This is a genomic window from uncultured Henriciella sp. (assembly GCF_964005855.1).
Classification (GTDB): Bacteria; Pseudomonadota; Alphaproteobacteria; order Caulobacterales; family Hyphomonadaceae; genus Henriciella.
Genome location: NZ_CAXFSW010000003.1, coordinates 201,219 through 220,169, shown reverse-complemented (window position 1 = coordinate 220,169; position 18,951 = coordinate 201,219). Strand labels below are relative to the sequence as shown.

19 protein-coding genes and 3 tRNA genes are annotated in these 18,951 nt (G+C 61.2%); 3 read left to right on the top strand and 19 right to left on the bottom strand.

Going from position 1 to position 18,951, the window contains the following annotated elements; all coding sequences use genetic code 11:
* Positions 1–26 precede the first annotated feature (26 nt).
* From ABNU55_RS07100 to ABNU55_RS07040, 13 genes are all read right to left on the bottom strand, one after another.
* Positions 27–1,268 carry an aspartate aminotransferase family protein gene (locus ABNU55_RS07100; protein WP_290748600.1) on the bottom strand — a complete coding sequence of 414 codons (1,242 nt, stop codon included), beginning with the start codon at positions 1,266–1,268 and terminating at the stop codon, positions 27–29.
* A gap of 41 nt (positions 1,269–1,309) precedes the next feature.
* Positions 1,310–1,386: transfer RNA gene (locus ABNU55_RS07095), tRNA-Arg, on the bottom strand.
* Between the two features lie 13 nt (positions 1,387–1,399).
* The gene (locus ABNU55_RS07090) at positions 1,400–1,705 is read right to left on the bottom strand and encodes an ETC complex I subunit (RefSeq protein WP_290748598.1); all 306 of its coding nucleotides are present in this window, start codon (positions 1,703–1,705) and stop codon (positions 1,400–1,402) included.
* 21 nt (positions 1,706–1,726) lie between these two features.
* Positions 1,727–1,803: transfer RNA gene (locus ABNU55_RS07085), tRNA-Pro, on the bottom strand.
* A 45-nt stretch (positions 1,804–1,848) separates the two neighbouring features.
* Positions 1,849–2,283, bottom strand: coding sequence for a PaaI family thioesterase (locus tag ABNU55_RS07080; RefSeq protein ID WP_290748596.1), 435 nt, complete (start codon positions 2,281–2,283; stop codon positions 1,849–1,851).
* Positions 2,267–2,752, bottom strand: coding sequence for a DUF192 domain-containing protein (locus ABNU55_RS07075; RefSeq protein WP_290748594.1), 486 nt, complete (start codon positions 2,750–2,752; stop codon positions 2,267–2,269). The genes ABNU55_RS07080 and ABNU55_RS07075 overlap by 17 nt, the downstream gene beginning before the upstream one ends.
* Before the next feature lie 47 nt (positions 2,753–2,799).
* A complete protein-coding gene (locus tag ABNU55_RS07070; protein WP_290748592.1) occupies positions 2,800–3,333 on the bottom strand; it encodes a cold shock domain-containing protein in 534 nt (177 codons plus the stop codon).
* 99 nt (positions 3,334–3,432) lie between these two features.
* A tRNA-Glu gene (locus tag ABNU55_RS07065) sits at positions 3,433–3,507 on the bottom strand.
* Between the two features lie 145 nt (positions 3,508–3,652).
* Positions 3,653–5,434: a single-stranded-DNA-specific exonuclease RecJ gene (gene recJ / locus ABNU55_RS07060; RefSeq protein ID WP_290748590.1), complete on the bottom strand. Its 1,782-nt coding sequence runs from the start codon at positions 5,432–5,434 to the stop codon at positions 3,653–3,655.
* Between the two features lie 4 nt (positions 5,435–5,438).
* Complete coding sequence (gene glpX / locus ABNU55_RS07055) at positions 5,439–6,395, bottom strand: class II fructose-bisphosphatase (RefSeq protein ID WP_290748586.1); 957 nt, start codon at positions 6,393–6,395, stop codon at positions 5,439–5,441.
* Positions 6,396–6,427: 32 nt separating this feature from the next.
* Positions 6,428–7,714 (bottom strand): homoserine dehydrogenase, encoded by a 1,287-nt coding sequence (locus tag ABNU55_RS07050; RefSeq protein ID WP_290748583.1) that lies wholly within the window; start codon positions 7,712–7,714, stop codon positions 6,428–6,430.
* Positions 7,711–8,940 (bottom strand): LL-diaminopimelate aminotransferase, encoded by a 1,230-nt coding sequence (locus ABNU55_RS07045; RefSeq protein ID WP_348764277.1) that lies wholly within the window; start codon positions 8,938–8,940, stop codon positions 7,711–7,713. The genes ABNU55_RS07050 and ABNU55_RS07045 overlap by 4 nt, the downstream gene beginning before the upstream one ends.
* A 52-nt stretch (positions 8,941–8,992) precedes the next feature.
* A complete protein-coding gene (locus ABNU55_RS07040) occupies positions 8,993–9,415 on the bottom strand; it encodes a hypothetical protein (RefSeq protein ID WP_290748579.1) in 423 nt (140 codons plus the stop codon).
* A gap of 72 nt (positions 9,416–9,487) precedes the next feature.
* Between ABNU55_RS07040 and phaC the strand changes: the two genes are divergently transcribed.
* Positions 9,488–11,485, top strand: a complete 1,998-nt coding sequence (gene phaC, locus ABNU55_RS07035; RefSeq protein WP_290748576.1) for a class I poly(R)-hydroxyalkanoic acid synthase — start codon at positions 9,488–9,490, stop codon at positions 11,483–11,485.
* On the opposite strand, the gene argC is transcribed toward phaC, so the two are convergent.
* From argC to rplM, 3 genes are all read right to left on the bottom strand, one after another.
* Positions 11,443–12,486, bottom strand: a complete 1,044-nt coding sequence (argC, locus tag ABNU55_RS07030) for an N-acetyl-gamma-glutamyl-phosphate reductase (RefSeq protein WP_290748574.1) — start codon at positions 12,484–12,486, stop codon at positions 11,443–11,445. The two genes, phaC and argC, sit on opposite strands and share 43 nt — an antisense overlap.
* 87 nt (positions 12,487–12,573) lie before the next feature.
* Positions 12,574–13,059 carry a 30S ribosomal protein S9 gene (rpsI, locus tag ABNU55_RS07025; protein WP_290748570.1) on the bottom strand — a complete coding sequence of 162 codons (486 nt, stop codon included), beginning with the start codon at positions 13,057–13,059 and terminating at the stop codon, positions 12,574–12,576.
* 4 nt (positions 13,060–13,063) lie between these two features.
* Positions 13,064–13,528, bottom strand: a complete 465-nt coding sequence (gene rplM / locus ABNU55_RS07020; protein ID WP_290748567.1) for a 50S ribosomal protein L13 — start codon at positions 13,526–13,528, stop codon at positions 13,064–13,066.
* 37 nt (positions 13,529–13,565) lie between these two features.
* Here rplM and ABNU55_RS07015 point away from each other — a divergent pair, with 37 nt between their 5' ends.
* Entirely contained in the window at positions 13,566–14,588 is a 1,023-nt protein-coding gene (locus tag ABNU55_RS07015) for a hypothetical protein (protein WP_290748565.1), read from the top strand.
* On the opposite strand, the gene ABNU55_RS07010 is transcribed toward ABNU55_RS07015, so the two are convergent.
* The gene (locus ABNU55_RS07010; RefSeq protein WP_290748562.1) at positions 14,548–15,588 is read right to left on the bottom strand and encodes a COX15/CtaA family protein; all 1,041 of its coding nucleotides are present in this window, start codon (positions 15,586–15,588) and stop codon (positions 14,548–14,550) included. The two genes, ABNU55_RS07015 and ABNU55_RS07010, sit on opposite strands and share 41 nt — an antisense overlap.
* Before the next feature lie 90 nt (positions 15,589–15,678).
* On the opposite strand from ABNU55_RS07010, the gene ABNU55_RS07005 reads away from it, so the two are divergent.
* Positions 15,679–15,876 (top strand): DUF2842 domain-containing protein, encoded by a 198-nt coding sequence (locus ABNU55_RS07005; protein WP_290748560.1) that lies wholly within the window; start codon positions 15,679–15,681, stop codon positions 15,874–15,876.
* Here the strand turns inward: ABNU55_RS07005 and ABNU55_RS07000 are convergent.
* Entirely contained in the window at positions 15,873–17,039 is a 1,167-nt protein-coding gene (locus tag ABNU55_RS07000; protein WP_290748558.1) for a phosphatidylserine decarboxylase, read from the bottom strand. The two genes, ABNU55_RS07005 and ABNU55_RS07000, sit on opposite strands and share 4 nt — an antisense overlap.
* A 12-nt stretch (positions 17,040–17,051) precedes the next feature.
* A complete protein-coding gene (locus ABNU55_RS06995) occupies positions 17,052–18,893 on the bottom strand; it encodes an ABC transporter ATP-binding protein/permease (protein WP_290748555.1) in 1,842 nt (613 codons plus the stop codon).
* Positions 18,894–18,951 lie beyond the last annotated feature (58 nt).

The window sequence follows — 18,951 nt, the reverse complement described above, 5'->3', positions numbered from 1 at the left end:
CTTTTTGCAGCAGGGATGCGCGCGCCTCAGTTATAGCGCGGCTGGACGCTCTCTTTCGCCTCGCCGGCGGATGCGCGGACCGCCTCGCAGGCGGCATCGAGATCGCGCAGATAGGCGTCGATCATCTCGGCATGTTTGGGCGAAAGCATAAGGTGAAGGCTGCGCGGTTCCTTGGTGACCGACGTGAACCAGCCGCGCTTGTAGAGTTCGCCATAGACGGCGAAGGAATGAAGCTCGGGATGGCGAAAGGCGATGAGCCCCAGAAGCGGCTGGCCCAGAATCTCGAACCCGCGTGCGCGAAGGCCTGCCTCGACCTCCTCCCGCGCCGCGCAGACCTTGCCCTGCAGCCGCCGGTATCCCTCGATGCCAAGGTGATTCATCACCGCCCAGGCCGCAGAGATTGCCCCGCCAGGCCGCGTCCCCGCCAGCGTCGGCGTCTTCATCGGCGCGCCCGACCAGCCGGCAAATTCAAACGGCATATGCCGATAGAGATCGTCTGAACGAAACAGCACCGTCGAGGCGCCCTTTGCAGCATAGCCATATTTGTGAAGGTCCGCGCTCATCGACTGCACGCCCGGCAGCTCGAAATCGAAAGCCGGCACCGGCACGCCATTCATGCGGGCAAACGGCGCAAGAAAACCGCCGACACAGGCATCGACATGCAGCCAGACACCTTTTTCCAGGGCCACATCCGACAGCGCCGCGATCGGGTCTATAATGCCATGTGGGAAATTCGGGGCTGAGCCGACCATCATGACCGTATTCGAATCGAGCCGGCCCGCCATGGCGTCCGGATCGGCCTCAAAACTACCATCCGTTTTCAGCGGCACACGGCGCACCTCGATGTCCATCAGATGCGCAGCCTTGTCGAACGCCAGATGGGCCGATTGCGGAAGGACGATATTGGCTTGTCCCGACTGGCCTTTGGAGCGCGCATGATCGCGTGCGGTCTTCAGCGCCATCGTGATCGAATCGGTTCCGCCCGAGGTCATGGCACCGGTCGCGCCTTCAGGCCCGTGAAGGATATCCAGCGCCATGGAGATGACGTCCTTCTCCATCTGGGCCAGAGAGGGAAAGGCAAGCGGGCCGAGCCCATTCTCCGACATGAAGGCGGTAAAGGCTTCCTTCTGGACCTGCTCAACCTCGGGACCAGCATTGAAGACATAGACGGCCGTCTTGCCGTCACGCCATTTTGCGTCCCCTGCCCCGCGCTCGGACATCTCGGCTTTCAGCTGCGGCCACGGCGTTCCATTTTCCGGTAGTTTCATGCCTGTCTCCCTGACAGGCAGCATAATCGGTTCACCGGCTATGGCGACCCCTACAGGACTTGAACCTGTAACCGTCGGATTAGAAGTCCGGTGCTCTATCCAGTTGAGCTAAGGGGCCGAAGCAAGCGGGACTAATGCGTCCAGGGTTGTTTGCGGTCCGGTGAGAAATTCTGCGCGTAGGATTTCACCAGACGCTTGGGTTCGCGCGGCTCATCGACCGTAAACGTCAGCTTCTCGCGCTTTGCAAAATCGATGGCCTGCTCGCGGGTCTCGAAATGCATCCGGACCTGGCCCGTCGTATCATTGATACTTGTCCAGCCCATCAGCGGATCGGCAAAGCGGGCATTTTCAGAGCGAAACTCCAGAACCCATTCACGCGTCTTGCCACGGCCCGACTGCATCGCAGTCTTTCTTGGCTTGTAGATACGCGCGTCCATGTTCGCCTCCGTATTATCCGATGGTCGGAGCGAGAGGATTCGAACCTCCGACCCTCTGGTCCCAAACCAGATGCGCTACCAGGCTGCGCCACGCTCCGACATCGGAGTGCCCTTCTATGCAGAGCTGCTTTTCCCCGCAAGCCCTATTTCGCGGTTCGACGCAGCACGCGAAAAGTTGCGTCCGCCCTGGCGGCCAGCGTGGTATCAACTGTCATGTCGGCAGAGACATGAACAACACCATTATCGGCAGAAATAACGCGCGGATGGGCCTCCAGCCAGTTGCCGGGCCGGATCGTCCCATAGAAGCTGGTCGTCAGCTTCAGCGTCACGGACATCTTGCGGGTTTCATACCAGACAGCCCAGGCCAGCGCGCCATCGGCAAAGGAGCTCACCATGCCGCCATGCATGAAGCCCATACTGTTGCAGTGCCGCTCCAGGACCCAGATGCCGCTGCGAAGGTCCCCCTTGGCGGTGGCGCGGCAGACAGGGCCGTTGCGTGTCGTGAACGGACCTCTGGAACTGGAAACCTCAAAGCCTGGCGGTGGGTCGCGGTGGACGTCGCTACTCTGCGTCATCATTCCCGAAGATCTCATGCTGCACCGTATCGCCCGGCTCAATGCCGAGCTCGGCGGCCCGGCCGCCATTGATCTCGAGCACGCCCTTGACGGCTGTGCCCGGAGAAATGGTGCGAAGCGAGCCCGGCACGGTGTTGCGGGCAATCATGAGAACGGTCCCGTCACTGGTGATGAACAACATGTCCAGCGGGATGAGCGTATTCTTCATATACATGCCAGGTTCGCGCGGATTGCCGAAATCGAACAGCATGCCGGCATTCTCCCCCAGCGAGTCCCGGTTCATCAGGCCGTAGGAGATCTCATCGGCCTCATCGGCGATCTCGATATCGAAGGCATGACTTCCATTTGCCGACTGGATGGTCAGGCTGGAGGTTTCCAGCGCGTCACTGGGCGCGGACTGCGCGAAAACGGGCACAGGCGCCGAAATGAGCGAAACCGTGCTGAAGGCGACAATGGCGAGAAGTTTTTTCATGCAAAGTCCTCTAGCCCGCGCACCCGGCGCAGACAACAGGTCATGCATCATCGCGCTGGGCGATCCCCCTCCACGACCGCGCTGACATATTCGCCGCGTGTGCCATTTGATATTTTCGCGCACAAGGTCTCTCCGGGCTCCACGACCGACAGCCCGCTCTTTCGCAGAACCGAGATATGGATGAAGACATCGGCGTCATCCTCCAGCCGGTTGACGAAGCCAAAGCCGCGATCTGCGCTGAACCATTTGACCACGACGTCTTCAGGCTCCGGCAGGGTGCCCTTCTCGCGCGCCACGACTTCACGCGGGCGGTCCATCTCGATGATGTGCTCGACCTGCCAGCCGCGCTCGCTCTCGACCGCGTCACAGACAATGCGCGCGCCTTCATCGGCATCGGATTCGCCATAGGCCCGCAACGCAGAGATATGGATCATGATGTCGCCCGACAGCTCAGCGGACGTCACCGAATCCGGAACGACGAAGCCATAGCCCTTGGCCGGATCGAACCATTTGATGACGCCGATTACCCTTGCCGACGCAGACGGTCCGGCCTGTTCTATCTTGGAAGTCAAAGCGCTCATATACCCACCATTCCCTTCGGGAATAGTACGAGCGGTGATTCGCAATGTCATCCCTCAAGGGGACAACAAATCGTGTTTTACGCGAAATTGTGAAAAAACTGGCACTCCCTAGGGGAATCGAACCCCTCTTTCCAGGTTGAAAACCTGGCGTCCTAACCGATAGACGAAGGGAGCGCTCGGTTTGGAACGCGCGATATAGCTGCCAGTCGCGCCGCTTGCAAGCGGGTGTGTGAACACAAGCTGGTTTTTTGCAGTTGGCTCGAAAAAACCCCGATAGATATTGGGCTTGCAGGCGCTCGCAATTGCAGCGACGCCTGTCCTACTCGGCGACAGGGGCAGCATCGACCAGTTCAAACTGCGCGCGGCGGCGCCCATTCCAGACATCGCATTTAAGCCGGCCCACCAGATGGAATCGCCCATGTGCCTGCAGCGCGTCGCCCAGAGGGGTCCCGACACTGCGCCAGCTCAGCGCCTCGACCCTGCCGCCCGAACTTTCTGCCGTCACCCGCAGGTGATTGGCCCCGATCGGGCGGGTATAGGTGACATGCATGTCGGTCAGCGCGAAATAAGGCTCTGGGGCGCCCTGGCCGAAGGGTCCGATCTTGGCGATCTCATCAAATGTTTCCGGCGTCACCGCCCCAGCATCGAGAAGCGCGTCCACACGAAGCTCGCGCGCAGCATCGCGCTCGTTCACGAATTCGCTGAGATGGGCGTTCAGCCAGGCTGAAAAAGCAGCGATCTGTTCCGGCTTGAGGCTAAGCCCGCCCGCCATCGCGTGGCCACCTCCGGAGAGGATATGTCCTTCGCGCGCCGCCGCCGCAATGGCGTCCCCTATATTGACGCCATGAACCGAACGCGCCGACCCCTTGGCGACAGGACCCAGCTCATCGCCCCACCCGATGACGATGCTCGGCCTGTGAAATCGGTCTTTGATGCGCCCCGCCACGATCCCGATCACGCCGGGGTGCCAGCCCTCACCCGAGACGACGAGCACATGCCGATTCGGATCGGCTTCCAGCTGGCGCTCTGCCTGCGCCGTTGCGATTTCCAGTATGTGCGCCTCGACGGCCTTGCGCTCATCATTGAGGCCATGCAGCCGCTCAGCGAGTTCTATGGCTTCAGCCCGGTCATCGGTCGCCAGCAGCTTTGCCGCAAGCCAGGGATCTCCAACGCGGCCGCCCGCATTTAGCCGCGGACCCAGCACAAAAGTGGCGTGATAAACGCTTTCGACCCGGCCGATCCCGGCCACATCCGCCAGCGCCCGAAGCCCCGGATTGCCGTCCCGCGCCATGATCTTGAGCCCTTGGTGGACAAAGGCCCGGTTCGCATCGCGCAGAGGCGACATATCGCAAAGCGTGCCCAGCGCACAAAGATCGAGCCAGTCAAGAATGTTCGGCAAGCCGCTAGCGGGCGCGATACCGCGCCGGCGCGCCTCTGCATTCAGGGCAGCCAGCATCACATAGACGACACCGGCGGCGGCCAGATGGCCATGGCCTGACGTGTCATCGGGACGGTTCGGATTAACGAGGGCCGCGACCTCCGGCCACTCATGTCCCATGAGGTGGTGATCGATCACGATGACCGGCAGGCCGATCCGGCCGGCTTCTTCCAGCGCCTCGGTCGCCGCTGCGCCGCAGTCCACTGTCACAACGAGGTCAGCGCCCTGCTCTTTCAGATAACGGAAGGCGGCCGGCGAGGGGCCATAACCTTCGGTCAGGCGGTCGGGAACATAAAGGCCGAGGTCCCGGCCCCAGGCCCGGAAATACCTGGCCAGCAAGGCAGAGGAGGTTCCACCGTCAACATCATAGTCCGCGAAAACCGTAACTTTCCGCCCCTCGGCAATCGCGTCGAGAACAAGCCCTGCGGCCTTCTCCATATCCTGAAAGGCCGAAGGATCGGGAAAGGAGTCACGCAGTTTGGGCGACAGAAAACCCGGCGCCGCTTCAGCGTTCACGCCGCGAAGGGACAGAAGCCGTGAGATGAAGTCAGGCGTGCCGAGCGACAGGCTGAGCTGGCGGACGCTGTTTTCATCCGTGTCCGCCAGCGACCAGAACCGGCCACCAAGAGACTCACTGACATCAAACAGATATCTGCCCGGCATTGCCCTAGGCTGTGCGGTAGCGCGACTGGATTTTCCGCACCATGCCGTCTGCCGAACTCATGACGAGGGTGTCGGTTATTGTGACACCGGGGCGGACCACAACACCATCAACGAGGCCGCCCTTGGTGACACCGGTCGCACAGAAGACCGTCTCTCCGCTGGCAAGCTCATCGAGATCATATTTGCGGTCGAGTTCCGTCACGCCGACACGTTTGGCGCGGGCACGCTCATCATCATTGCGGAAGAAAAGACGGCCCTGCATCTGTCCGCCCACACATTTGAGCGCCGCGGCAGCAAGCACGCCCTCCGGGGCACCGCCCTGGCCGATATAAAGGTCAATACCGGTGTCCGGATTGGTCGTGTTGATGACACCGGCCACGTCGCCGTCGGAAATGAGGCTGACCCGCGCACCGGCGCTGCGGATGCTCTCAATGATGTCGGCATGGCGCGGACGATCAAGCACGCAGACCGTCATCGACTCGACTGGGCGGCCCGAAGCCTTGGCCATCGCCTTGATATTGTCGGCCGGACTCTCATCGAGATCGATGACGCCTTTTTCATAGCCCGGGCCAATGGCGATCTTGTCCATATAGGTGTCAGGCGCATGAAGCAGACCCCCGCGCGGCGCGATGGCGAGAACCGCCAGCGCGTTCGCCATGGCTTTCGCCGTGAGCGTGGTGCCTTCCAGCGGGTCCAGCGCAATATCGATTTCAGGCCCCTGGCCCGTGCCGACCTCCTCACCGATATAGAGCATGGGCGCTTCGTCGCGCTCGCCCTCACCGATCACGATGCGGCCCTGGAAGTCGACCGAGTTGAACGCGGTTCGCATGGCATCAACGGCCGCCTGGTCGGCGGCCTTCTCATCGCCGAGACCAGCAAGTTTCTGTGCCGCGATAGCAGCGACTTCGGTGACGCGAACCATCGCATCGGCCAGATGCGGTACGAGAATACTGTTGCTCATTCTAACTCCTCACGGCCGCAGAGGGCCTCCCCCTACTCCGATGACGCTTCAATCGCCATGATTTGCGGTGTTCCTACATTGGACTCCAGCGACTGCAAGCGCTCTCGTGCACGTCCGATTTCCCGGCGCGAACAGATATGCGTGACGATCGCAATAGGCGCAGCCCCTTCCTCATCTGCCGAATCCTGTAGCAGCTTGTCGATCGAAACGTCAGCGTCAGCGAGCGCTTCGGTCAGTTCGGCAAGGGAGCCTGCCTTATCCATGAGCTTGATTCGCAGAAAATAGGCGGAGGTCTCTTCAGGCTCGGCGACAACGAATTTGCGGATTTCATGGTGATCGGCATGGCCGAACGCCGGCCGCGCAATCGGATTGAAGAGCTTGGCGACATCGCCCATCACCGCACTAGCGGTCGGTCCGGCCCCTGCGCCGGGCCCAGTCAGGGTCACAGCGCCCAGCGGCTCGCCTTCCACGCGGACGGTGTTCAGGCTGCCATTGATGCGGGCCAGCGGGTGGTGCTTTGGCAGTGCATAGGGCTCGACGCGGCACACAACGCCGTCGGGCGTCAACTTGCCTTCCGCGATCAGCTTGATGCGAAGCCCCAGGCGGTCGGCAAGGTCGAGATCGAGGAGTTCGACCCCATCAACACCGGAGACCGATACTTTGGAAAAGTCGAGATCCGCCGAGAAGGCAATCGCCGCGAGGATGGCCGCCTTGTGGGCGGCATCCATGCCCGACACGTCGAGCGTCGGGTCGGCTTCGGCGAAGCCGAGGCGCTGGGCTTCGGCCAGAACGGTCTCATACGGCTTGCCGGTATCGAGCATCTCGCTCAGCAGGAAATTGCAGGTGCCGTTAAGAATACCTGTCACGCGCTGGATTTCCACGCCGGCCAGCGAATCGCGAAGGACACGCACGATCGGCACACCGCCCGCCACAGCCGCTTCGAACAGAAGGTCAACACCGTGGTCGCGCGCAAGCTTTGCCAGCGCCTGACCATGCATGGCGATCAGGGCCTTGTTGGCGGTCACGACGGACTTGCCTGCCTTGATGGCCGTTTCGACAGCCACCTTGGCGGGGCCATCGGAGCCACCGATCAGCTCGACAAAGACATCGACCGACTCATCTTCAGCAAGACGCGCGGCATCGTCGAACCAGCGATAGGAGGAGGTATCGACCGGGCGGTTCTGGCTCTTGTTACGAGCTGTCACCCCGGCAATCTCAACCTTGCCAGGCAGACGAAGATTTTCCTGGCGCTGGACCAGATCAACCAGCCCGCACCCGACATTGCCGAGCCCTGCGATCCCGAGTTTCAACGTATTCAATTTGCCGCTCCTCCTGCCTGCATGGCGTCACCAGCGCTCCTGCTATCAGCTTCGCGGTTTTGAAGAAACCTCTTGATATTGCGCGCGGCCTGGCGAATGCGCTGCTCGTTTTCCACAAGCGCGATACGCACATAGCCTTCGCCGCGCTCGCCAAAGCCGGATCCCGGCGCAACGGCGACGCCAGCCTGATTGATGAGCGCCAACGAGAAATCGAGACTGCTCATGCCATTGCACTGCGGCGGGACGGGTGCCCAGCAGAACATGGAAGCAGACGGAACCGGCATATCCCATCCAGCACGCCCAAAGCTCTCGATCAGCGTATCGCGCCTTGCCCGATAGATACGCCGGGTGTCTTCAACACAGTCCTGCGGCCCGTCCAGCGCAGCCGTCGCAGCCACCTGGATCGGGGTATAGGCGCCATAGTCGAGATAGGATTTCACCCGGCCGAGCGCGGCAATCAGACGCTCATTGCCTGCGGCAAAACCAATGCGCCAGCCAGCCATCGAATAGGTCTTGGACATCGTCGTCGTCTCGATGGCGATATCGCGTGCCCCCTCGACCTGCAGGATGGAGGGCGGCGGGGCATCGAAATAGATCTCATTGTAGGCAAGATCCGACAGGATCCAGATATCGTGCTTCTTCGCGATGCGGACGGCTTCCTTATAGAAGTCGAGATCAGCCGTCGCCGCCGTCGGGTTTGATGGATAGCAAAGCACCATCGCGGTCGGTGGCGGCACGCTGTAACGGATCGCATGATCGATATTGGCAAGGTACTGTTCGGGCGTCTGCGCCGGCACACCCCGGATGGAGGCGCCTGCAATGATAAACCCGAAGGAATGAAGCGGATAGGACGGGTCAGGCGCGAGGATGACATCGCCCGGCGCTGAAATGGCCTGAGCCAGATTCGCAAAGCCTTCCTTTGAGCCCAGCGTGACGATGACTTCCCGGTCCTTGTCGAGCGTCACGTCAAATCGGCGCTTGTAATAATTGACCAGCGACCGGCGCAGACCGGCAATCCCGCGCGAGGCCGAATAGCCGTTCACGTCCGGCTTGCGGGCCGTTTCGCAAAGCTTGTCCACAATGTGCTTGGGCGTCGGCAGGTCCGGATTGCCCATGCCGAGATCGATAATGTCCGCGCCGTCCGCCCGCAGCGCGGCCTTGCGCCGGTTCACCTGCTCAAAAACATAGGGGGGCAAACGCCTGATCTTGTAAAACTCTCCGGCCATAACCGAACTCCACACGGGAAAATTGACACTGGACTGAACTCTTATTCTAGGCTCAACGACGCGCGCGCGGTCTGTCAAACCTGGCGCGCAGGGAGGCGACTTCCTGATCGGTCAGGAAATCCGCCTCGACATTGCGCGCCTCGATTCCCGCTCGCATCTTCTCGCCCCATGCCGCGATCTCCTGCGGCGTAAGATAAGTCGGCTCCGCGCGCGGATCGTTGAGGAGGGCCTTTTTCAGACCCACATTCTGCTTGGCGGTCGTCGCAAGCGCCGCGCGATTGCGTGCCGGATCTATCTGACTGCGCACTTCGCCGAGTTCAGGAAAGCCCTGACGGCGCAGCTCTGCGCGTCTTTCCTTGAACCATTCAGGCGGCGCGTCGGCACCCTTGCCCGCCCCGCCGGACATACATCCAGCCAGCGTGAGGACCGCAAACGCAAATGACCAGGCTTTTGCCAACACATCAGAACTCATCATTCTTCCAGAAACATTTCTTCCCTAACTAGGTTTGTGTAGAATGGCGATAGAGGGTGATGAAAAGCGACAGTCATGAATGAACCCGAACACCGCACCTTGAACGCGATCCTCGCCGAGCAATCGCCCGAGCAGCTGCATGCCATTGGCAAGGCGCTGGCCGAAGCTGCCGCGGAGTCGCAGGCGCTGCTGAGTGAGGTGATCTCGACCAGCCAGCCGGGCGAAGAGCTGGCCGGCAATCCCGACCCGTTCAACGTGACCGGTGTCTATGGACGGGTCGGCCAGTCGCTTGCCACGAACCCACAGGCCCTTCTGAATGCCAATCTGGAACTTTGGAGCGGCTGGATCAGCCTCTGGAAGGATTTCACGCTCGGCAATATCAGCGAGGCCAAGGACAAGCGGTTCTCAGACCCGGAATGGTCGTCCAACCCGGCGTTTGAGTTCATGCGCAAGGCTTATGAGCTTAATTCCACCTGGATGATGTCGCTGCTGGAGGCAGCCCCCGATCTCAGTCCCTCGGACAAGCGCAAGGCCCAGTTCTATACCCGCCAGACCATCGATGCGCTGTCTCCGACGAATTTCTTCGCGACCAACCCTGCTGCGCTGCGCGCCATGCTGAAGACGGGTGGCCAGAGCCTGGTAGACGGCCTTCGTAATGCCAGAGCCGATATCGCCAGGGGCGGTGGCAGACTGTCGATCAGCCAGTCCGACGAGTCGCCTTTCGAGATCGGCAAGAATATCGCCACGGCACCCGGCAAGGTGGTTTTCCGCAACAAGCTCATCGAGCTCCTTCAGTTCGAACCGTCCACGGAAAAGGTCCATGAGCGGCCGCTGCTCATCTTCCCGCCATGGATCAATAAATATTACATCATGGATCTTCGCGAGGAGAACTCGCTGATCCGCTGGCTCGTGGATAAGGGACTTACGGTCTTCGTCGTGTCCTGGCGGTCGGCCGACGAGGTCACCCGGAACTTTACCTGGGACGATTATGTCGAGCAGGGTATCTTCGCCGCCCTCAACGAAGTCCTCGCCCAGACTGGCGCCGACAAGGCCAATACGATCGGCTATTGTATCGGCGGCACGCTGCTGACCGGAGCGCTCGCCCATATGGCGAAGACAGGCGATGACCGTATCGCCTCCTCGACGTTCTTTGCCTCCCAGTCCGATTTCTCTGACGCCGGTGACCTCATGGTGTTCACCGACCCGGAGTCGCTGGACAGTATCGACGAGATCATCGAGCAGAATGACGGCATCATGCCGGGCGAGATGATGGGACAGACTTTCAACTGGCTTCGCCCGGTCGATCTGGTCTGGCGCTATGTGGTCGACAATTACATGCTGGGCAAGAAGCCGCGCCCGTTCGATCTTCTGTTCTGGAATGCCGACCAGACAAATATCCCCGGCAGGACTCATCTCACCTATCTGAAAAACCTCTATGGCAGGAACGAGCTTTCCGAAGGCCGGTTCGAGATTTTCGGCGCGCCGGTCTCAATGGGCGATATCAAGATTCCCGTCACCATTCAGGCCAGCCGGGAAGACCATATCTGCCCGTGGCATTCCATCTATCGCGGCGCCAAGAAATATGGCGGCGAGGTCAATTTCATCCTTGCGGGATCCGGACATATCGCAGGCGTGATCAATCACCCGCGCGCGGAGAAATACCAGCACTGGACGAAGGACGGCCTGGCCGAGACGCCCGAGAAATGGCTCTCGGGCGCCAAGGAGACAAAGGGGTCCTGGTGGCCAAGCTGGTGGGGATGGCTTGAGCCGAAGGCGGGCGACCTCAAGGACGCGGCGCCTGTGCCGGATAAGGGCCTGGGCGATGCGCCGGGAACATATGTGAAGATGCGGCTGTCGGACATCGCCAAGGGCGCCAAGCCGGCCGACACCTATTCCACCCCCTCGAAACCGGCAAAAGCCACCGCGGAAGGTAAGCCGGTCGCAAAAACCCCGGCCCCAGGGAAGAAAACGACGCCGAAGAAACCTGCCGCTTCTGCGGCGAAAAAGGCTTCGGCGAAGTCCTCAAAGCCTCAGGGGAAAGCCGGCAAGAGCACATCCAGTCCCAAGGCCTGATCCCAGCCCATCATCAGGTTGAGGTTCTGGATGGCCTGTCCGCTGGAGCCTTTGACCAGATTGTCGATGACACCGAGAATAACCACCCGGCCCGAAGCGCGGTCCGGATAGACGGCGATCCGGCAATCATTGGTCCCGCGCACATGCCGCGTATCGGGCGGCGGAGAGCCCAGGGGCAGAACATGCACGAAGGGCTGGTCCGCATAAGCGGCTTCAAGGGCGCCGTGGATAGCATCGACATCGCCGCGCACATGACAGGTAACGAGCTCACCGCGCGTCATCGGCAGGAGGTGCGGGGTGAAGGTCACCTCGATTGAGTCGTTGCCTGACTTGAGACGCAGCTCCTGTTCGATCTCCGGCGTGTGCCGGTGGGTCCCGATTCCATAGGCGTGCACCCCTTCGGCCGCCTCGCAGAAGAGATTGCCTTCCTTGAGGCCGCGCCCTGCCCCGGACACGCCAGTCTTGGCATCAATAATGATGGCATCCGGGTCGAGAAGCTGCGGGTTCATCAACGGCAGCAAGACAAGGAGCACGGCTGTCGGATAGCAGCCGGGACAGGCCACGAGATCTGCGCCTTTCATCTGGTCTGCATAGATTTCGCTGAGCCCGTAGACGGCATTTGCCGTTCGCTCCGGCGAGAGATGGTCGCGGCCATAGGCGCCAGCATAGGTTTTCGCATCGCGGAAGCGATAATCGGCCGACAGGTCCACGACCTTTACATGAGAGGGCAGCGTCTCGATCAGATCCTGGCTGGTGCCGTGCGGCAGGCAGCCAAAGGCGACATCGACGTCGTCCCAATTCACGTCTTCCGCCTTGATCACGTCGAGATCATACTTGCCGCGAAGATGGGGAAAGATGTCAGACAGCGTCTTTCCGGCGAGCGAGTTACCGGTCGCCGCGACGGGGGTCACCCGCGGATGATTGCGAAGAAGTCGGACGGTCTCTGCGCCCGTATAGCCGGAGGCACCGAGGACGGCGGCTTTGAGGATATGGTCTGTCATAACGCCTATTCTTTCATGGCGGCAGGCAAAGAAAAAGGGCGCCTCGAACCCGAAGCGCCCTTTCGAAAATAGATTCTGATCGCGAACCTAGCGCTTCGAGAACTGGAAGCTGCGGCGTGCTTTTGCACGGCCATACTTCTTACGCTCAACCGTACGCGGGTCGCGGGTCAGGTAGCCGAACGGCTTCAGAACAGAGCGAAGGCCCGGCTCATAGTTGACGAGTGCGCGCGCAATGCCGTGACGCACAGCACCGGCCTGACCGGAGAGGCCAGAGCCCTTTACGGTGCAGATCACGTCGAATTCGGTGCGGCGGTCAGCCTCGATGAGCGGCTGCTCGATCACCATGCGAAGAACCGGGCGAGCAAAGTACTGCTCCTGATCCTTGCCGTTGACGGTGATCTTGCCGGTGCCCGGCTTGACCCAGACGCGGGCCGTGGCCGACTTACGGCGGCCGGTGCCATAGGCGCGGCCAAGCTCGTCGATCTTCGGCTCTACGGTGATGACCTCTTCAGCAGCGGTTTCACCACTGGTGACGGTCTTCAGGTCTTCGAGGGAATTGGCGGTATCGGACATATGATCAGTCGTCTCTCAGATTCTTGACGTTCATCGACGCGAAATCGACGGTTTCCGGCTTCTGTGCCTCATGCGGGTGCTCGGACCCGGCATAGACGCGAAGCTTGGAGAATTGCTGGCGGGCGAGCGGGCTTTCGCCCGGCATCATCCGCTTGACGGCGAGTTCAATGGCACGCTCTGGAAAGCGTCCGCCGAGAATTTTCTCAGCGGTGGTGTGCTTGATGCCGCCTGGGTATCCGGTGTGACGGTAATAGGTCTTGTCACGCAGCTTGTTGCCGGTGAATCGAGCCTTTTCCGCATTAATCACAACGATATGGTCGCCCGTATCGATGTGCGGAGTGTAATCAGCGCGGTGCTTGCCGCGCAGGCGTTTGGCGACATATGAAGCAAGGCGACCGACCACAACATCTGTTGCGTCGATAACGATCCATTTGTTCTCCACGTCAGCAGGTGCGTTATAAGTCTTCATTTGCTCCCCTGGAGCCTCTCAATCGGAGTGTTGGAATATGTTCAAGCGCCCGCGTTTAAGCGCGCAGACCTTCCCTGTCAACGCAGGGATCGCCGGTTTCCTGCTATTCTATGCTGCATCCTGTTCTGGTCCGCAAGAGCCCGCAGAAGAAGGTGAACCCGCCCCTGAAGAAGCCGTAGAGGAAGCAGAGCGCGCCGATCCCCTGCCAGCGAACGTTCTGCCAGCGGTCTGGTCGACACGCCAGCTCGATTCGGCGGTGACCAGTATCGGCATCGCAGGCGGCGCAGGCTCCACCTTTGCCGTGGCCTATGAAGGCGGCGGCGTCCAGATCTTCGACTTCGACGGCGAACGCATCACGGCCGAATCGGATGACGAGGCCATGGCCCTCGCCGAGGGCCGCTATGCGATGCTGTCAGGCACGCCTGTCACCTTCTTTCCCGGCCTCGACATGAATGGCAGCCTGAAGCTCTGGATCTATGGCGGCGGCGTCGCCGAGCCGCTCCAGTATGACCTGCAGGGTGAGCAGGCCGGAGCAGCAGCTGGCCTGTGCGCAGGTCCACCCCTGAGCGACGAAGACGGCCTGCACCGGATCGCCTACTGGACCGAGACCGAACCGTCCGTGCTCTATAGTGGCATTATAGAGGAGAGCGGCGGCGAGCTAGAATTTGTCTCCAGGGTCCGCGAGGATACTGGTGAGCCGATCCATGCCTGCGTGATCAGTGGAGAAGACGCGATCGCCTTCACCGATCCCGTCGATGGGGCCGCGAGCCTGCGGCGGCTTGGCCGCGAAACGCTGATTCTCTCCGAAGGCGACGGACGGCTCAGCCTTCAGATGGGTGATGATGAGGCGGCGGGCTATGAGATCCGTCGGGGTATCACCGTCGAAGTGCCGACCTCGTTCACATCACTGGCAGCAACTGGCGACGCCCGCGGCGGCGGCTATCCAGGTGGTGTCATCATTGTCGGCGGCACGATTGGCGCAGACGATCACCGCGCCGTTCTGATCGACCCGAGCATCGTTACGATGACGCCAATCCCGGTGCCCGCGGCGACCGAGTAATCCAGACCAGACGCACCGCGGCAATGAAGACGACGACGCCGAGGGCCTGATGGATGATGGCCAGCTCCAGCGGCGCAGTGTTCATCAGGGTCATGATGCCCCAGGCGGCCTGCAGCGTGACGAGTGTTGCCAGGATGGCAAAGTCTCGCGCTGCGGGTTTGCCGCGTGCAAGGAAAAGTGCGCCCAGTGAGACAGCCCAGAGGATATAGGCCAGAGAGCGGTGGTTGAACTGGGTGGCTGCCCTGCCCTCAAAAAGACTGCGCAGGCCAAGGCCCGGTTCGACATAGTCTGACGGGAAGGCTTCACCCGCCATGAGGGGCCAGTCGGTATAGCTGCGCCCGGCATCAAGCCCCGCCACAAGCGCACCTGATGCCATCTGGACAAAGACCAGGGCGAAGATGAGGACCGCGGCCATGCGCAAGAGTGCGGGCGTATCGACCCTCCGGCCGCGCCCGAGATCCAGCCAGAGCCACACCGTGTAGCCAATAATGACAAGCGCCAGCATGAAGTGCGTCATGAGCCGGTAAGGCGCGACGTCGATCCGGTCGGTCTCACCGATGCCGCTGGCGACCATCCACCAGCCGATTGCGCCCTGGAGTCCACCGAGGAGGATGAGGACTACAAGTCTGAGCGCAAGGGTGCGGCCCACCCATCTGCGTATCAGAAAGACAGCAAGCCCGCCCATCGCAACGAGGCCTATCAGTCGGCCAAACAGGCGATGGCCCCATTCCCACCAGTAGATGTACTGGAACTCCCCCATCGTCATATTGTAGTTCTGCTGCTGGAACTCGGCTGTCTGCTGGTATTTGCGGAACTCTTCAGCCCAGGCGTCTGCACCCAGCGGCGGCAGGGCCCCGCTGATGACATTCCATTCCGTGATCGACAGGCCGGAATCGGTCAGACGGGTCATCCCGCCGATCAGGATCATCGCATAGACCATAAGCCCGATCACGACGAGCCAGCGCCGGATCCAGGTGTTAGCGCTATCTGACTTTGCCATCTGTCTCATGGCGCCCTATCTGAAGCGGCACGCCAAAACCGCAAGTCGCCATGCGGTCGCAGGCACAGCTGAGGAATTGAGGACAAGGATATGCGCAAGGGGCTCGCAGCCATCGCCATTCTCGCTTTCATAGCGATCTGGATCTTCCTCATCGGCACGATTGGCAGCTACATCACCGATCAGCCGATCTGGATCCAGCTGCCCTTCTACATCTTCGCCGGTATCGCATGGATCCTGCCGCTTCGGCCTGTCCTGCGCTGGATGAACCGTCAGCCGGAGCGCCCTTAGCGGTTCTCGCTATCGTCATCCTCATCACCGGCCAGCCGGCGGGCCTGCTGACGCAGACGCTCAAACATGGAAGCGGGGTCACTATCCTCTTCCGGTGAGGCGGAAGATGGCGTGCTCTCGGGGCCCGGATGAGCCGTCTCTTCAGCCACTTCTGGCGGGAGATTGTCTGTAATTGGCGGCTGCTCACTTTCCGGCGCCAGCCCACCAATTTCAGTTTCGACTTCCTCTTCGACTGAGGGCGGCACGACTTCAGGTGTCGGCTGCGGCTCGACCGGGTCGATACCAGAGAAATCAGTTGTCTCCGCTGCGCCGGTTGTCTCGCCGCTCGCGACCTCCGGCGGCATCGGATCGGGCGTAACCGCTGTTGCTGCGACAGCGGGCGCGGCAGGTTCCAGATCTGAGTATTGCGGCGCGGTAGGTTCAGGCTCACGTAAGTCATCCCTGGAAGGTTCAAACGGTGCCTCGGCCGCATTCATGTGAAGATCCCAGAGGATCGTCTCGCCGCCCACAAGGGTCCGGCCTGGCTCAACGACGGCGGCCCCCGGCGATCGTGCAGGCACATAGACGTCGCACCAGCCGCCCAGACGCCGGGTCGCCACGGTCTTGCCTTTCAGAATCCGATCGCCAGCGTCGGCTTTCACATCGAGACGAGGGCCGAGGGCGCCGGTCGCCAGCACGAAGCCGGTACGAAGCACATCACTGCTAAAGACCATGGAGAGACGCTCCAGCCCTTCGGTCTCAGCCTTCATGGCGGCAAAGGACTTGGGATCGCCTTCTTCGCGCTCGATCCGGTCAATGGCGCCGGCAATTGGCGCGTGGATATTGTTTGCCACAAAGGGAGAGGACGAAATCCTGATCCGGATCGCTGGGCCGGCCATGCGCAGGGCCGCAGGCGCTTCGGTCTCCACCATGGACACCACGACGCCATCACAGGGCGTCACCACGTGTTCTTCGGTCTGCGGCGTAACGCGCTCCACCGTGCGCGTGGCAAACAGAATCAGGATGCCCGGAATGAAGGCCAGCCAGAATAGCGGCTCCCACACCATGGCGAGCAGGATGCCGAGCAGCCAGGCTGCGAGGAACCCGACCACGCCCTCGAGATCGAAACCGCTGCGGAACCATGGGAATGTCTTGTGCGAAAGCGAAGTATCCCGGTCAGCCATGTTCATACCTTCCTATTCAGCCGCTGCTGCGAGCCGGTCTCGCGCAACCTGACGCGCCCACATCTGTGCATACTTGCCATCAGAGCGCAAAAGGTCTCCGTGCGTTCCGCGTTCCACGATCCGCCCATGCTCAAGCACGATGATTTCATCGGCGTTCTGCACAGTCGAGAGGCGGTGGGCGACCATAAGTGTCGTGCGCCCTTTCGAAGCTTCATCGAGGGCGTCCTGCACAGCCGCCTCAGTGGCACTGTCGAGGGCGGAAGTTGCCTCATCGAGAACCAGAATAGCCGGATTTGCGAGGATGACGCGCGCGATCCCCACACGCTGTTTCTCACCGCCCGAGAGTTTCAGGCCGCGTTCGCCGACGGGTGTATCCCAGCCATCCGGAAGCGCTTCGATGAACGGCAGAAGCTGGGCCCGGCGGGCCGCATCCTCCAGCGCCTCAAACGGGGCCTCGGGATTCGCATAGGCAATGTTCGCAGCGATCGTGTCATTGAACAGGACCACATCCTGGGGGACGAGGCCGAGCGATTTCCGGAGAGAGGCCTGCGTCAGGTCACGCACATCATGGCCGTCGACAAGCACCCGTCCGGAATCGACATCATAGAAACGGAAAAGAAGTTTCAGGAGGGTCGATTTGCCGGCCCCTGAAGTGCCCACGAAGGCCACCTTGCGGCCGGGCTCTACCTCGAAGTCGATATCCGCCACGCCGACAGTTCGCGCATCATGGGTGAAGCTCACCTTCTCAAAGGCGACCGCGCCCTGCGTCCCCTCAAGCAAGATGGCATCCGGCTTGTCAGCGACTTCCGGAGACATGGACAGAAGCCCATGGAGCTTCTCCAGATCGACGGCGCCCTGTTTGATCTCCCGCCAGGCCCAGCCAAGAATATTGAGCGGCGCGTAAAGGCTCAGCAGGACGAGCATGACGGCGGTGAGGTCACCGATCTCCATCGTGCCCTGGCTGTAATTCCAGGCTGAAAGGGCAAGCACAGCGAGAAGGCCGCCATTCATGATGAGCGCCTGAACACCGTTCAGGAGGTACATACTGCGCACCGCCTGCACGTACCGCTTGTTATAGCGGCGCATGGCCGTGTTGTAGCGGCCCGTCTCGCGCTCTTCTGCGGCAAAGGCCTTCACCGTTTCGAAGTTGGTAAGCGTATCGATACTGACCGCCCGCAATTCAGTGTCCGCCTTGTTCATCCGGCGGCGCTGGCGCACGCGCCATTCGGTGATGATCACCGTCGCAATGACATAGAGAATGATGGTGGCGATCGCGATAAGCGCGAGGCGATAGTCATACGCCGTACCAAGCGCGATGGAGGCCAGCGCAAGGCGCACAAACGTGGGACCTATATTGAAGGCGAGAAACCGGATGAGATAGTCGATGGCACTGGCACCGCGCTCGATCACGCGGTTGAGCGCACCCGAGCGACGCGTCTGATGAAAGCCGAGCGAGAGCGACTGGGCATGACCGAACGCATCGACACAGGCGATGCGCTGGGCATCCTGGCTGACGGGGCTGAACAGGGCGTCCCGCCCCTGTGGCAGCGCGGCCGCGAGGAACCTCAACCCGATTGCAAAAGCAATCCAGAGGATGGCCACACCGATGGGGGCCGCCTCAAAGCCCTCCTGTCCGGCAACCCGGTTGATCGCATTGCCGAGGATAATGGGCGAGAGCACTTCCAGGACCGCCGCACCGAGGGTCAGCACGATGGCGACCGCCATGACGGGCCGCCACTTCTTCATTTCATCTCTCGCCAGCAGTTTGAGGATCTTGATGATCGCGCCGCCGAGCCCGCCATCGGCGCTTTCGATCGTATCGCGGTCTGGTTTTGCTGTGGTTGCACCCTTCATGCACGCCATATGGGGCAAAATCTGTGCGGGCAACAGGGCAAGGCTGGAACGAATCCTC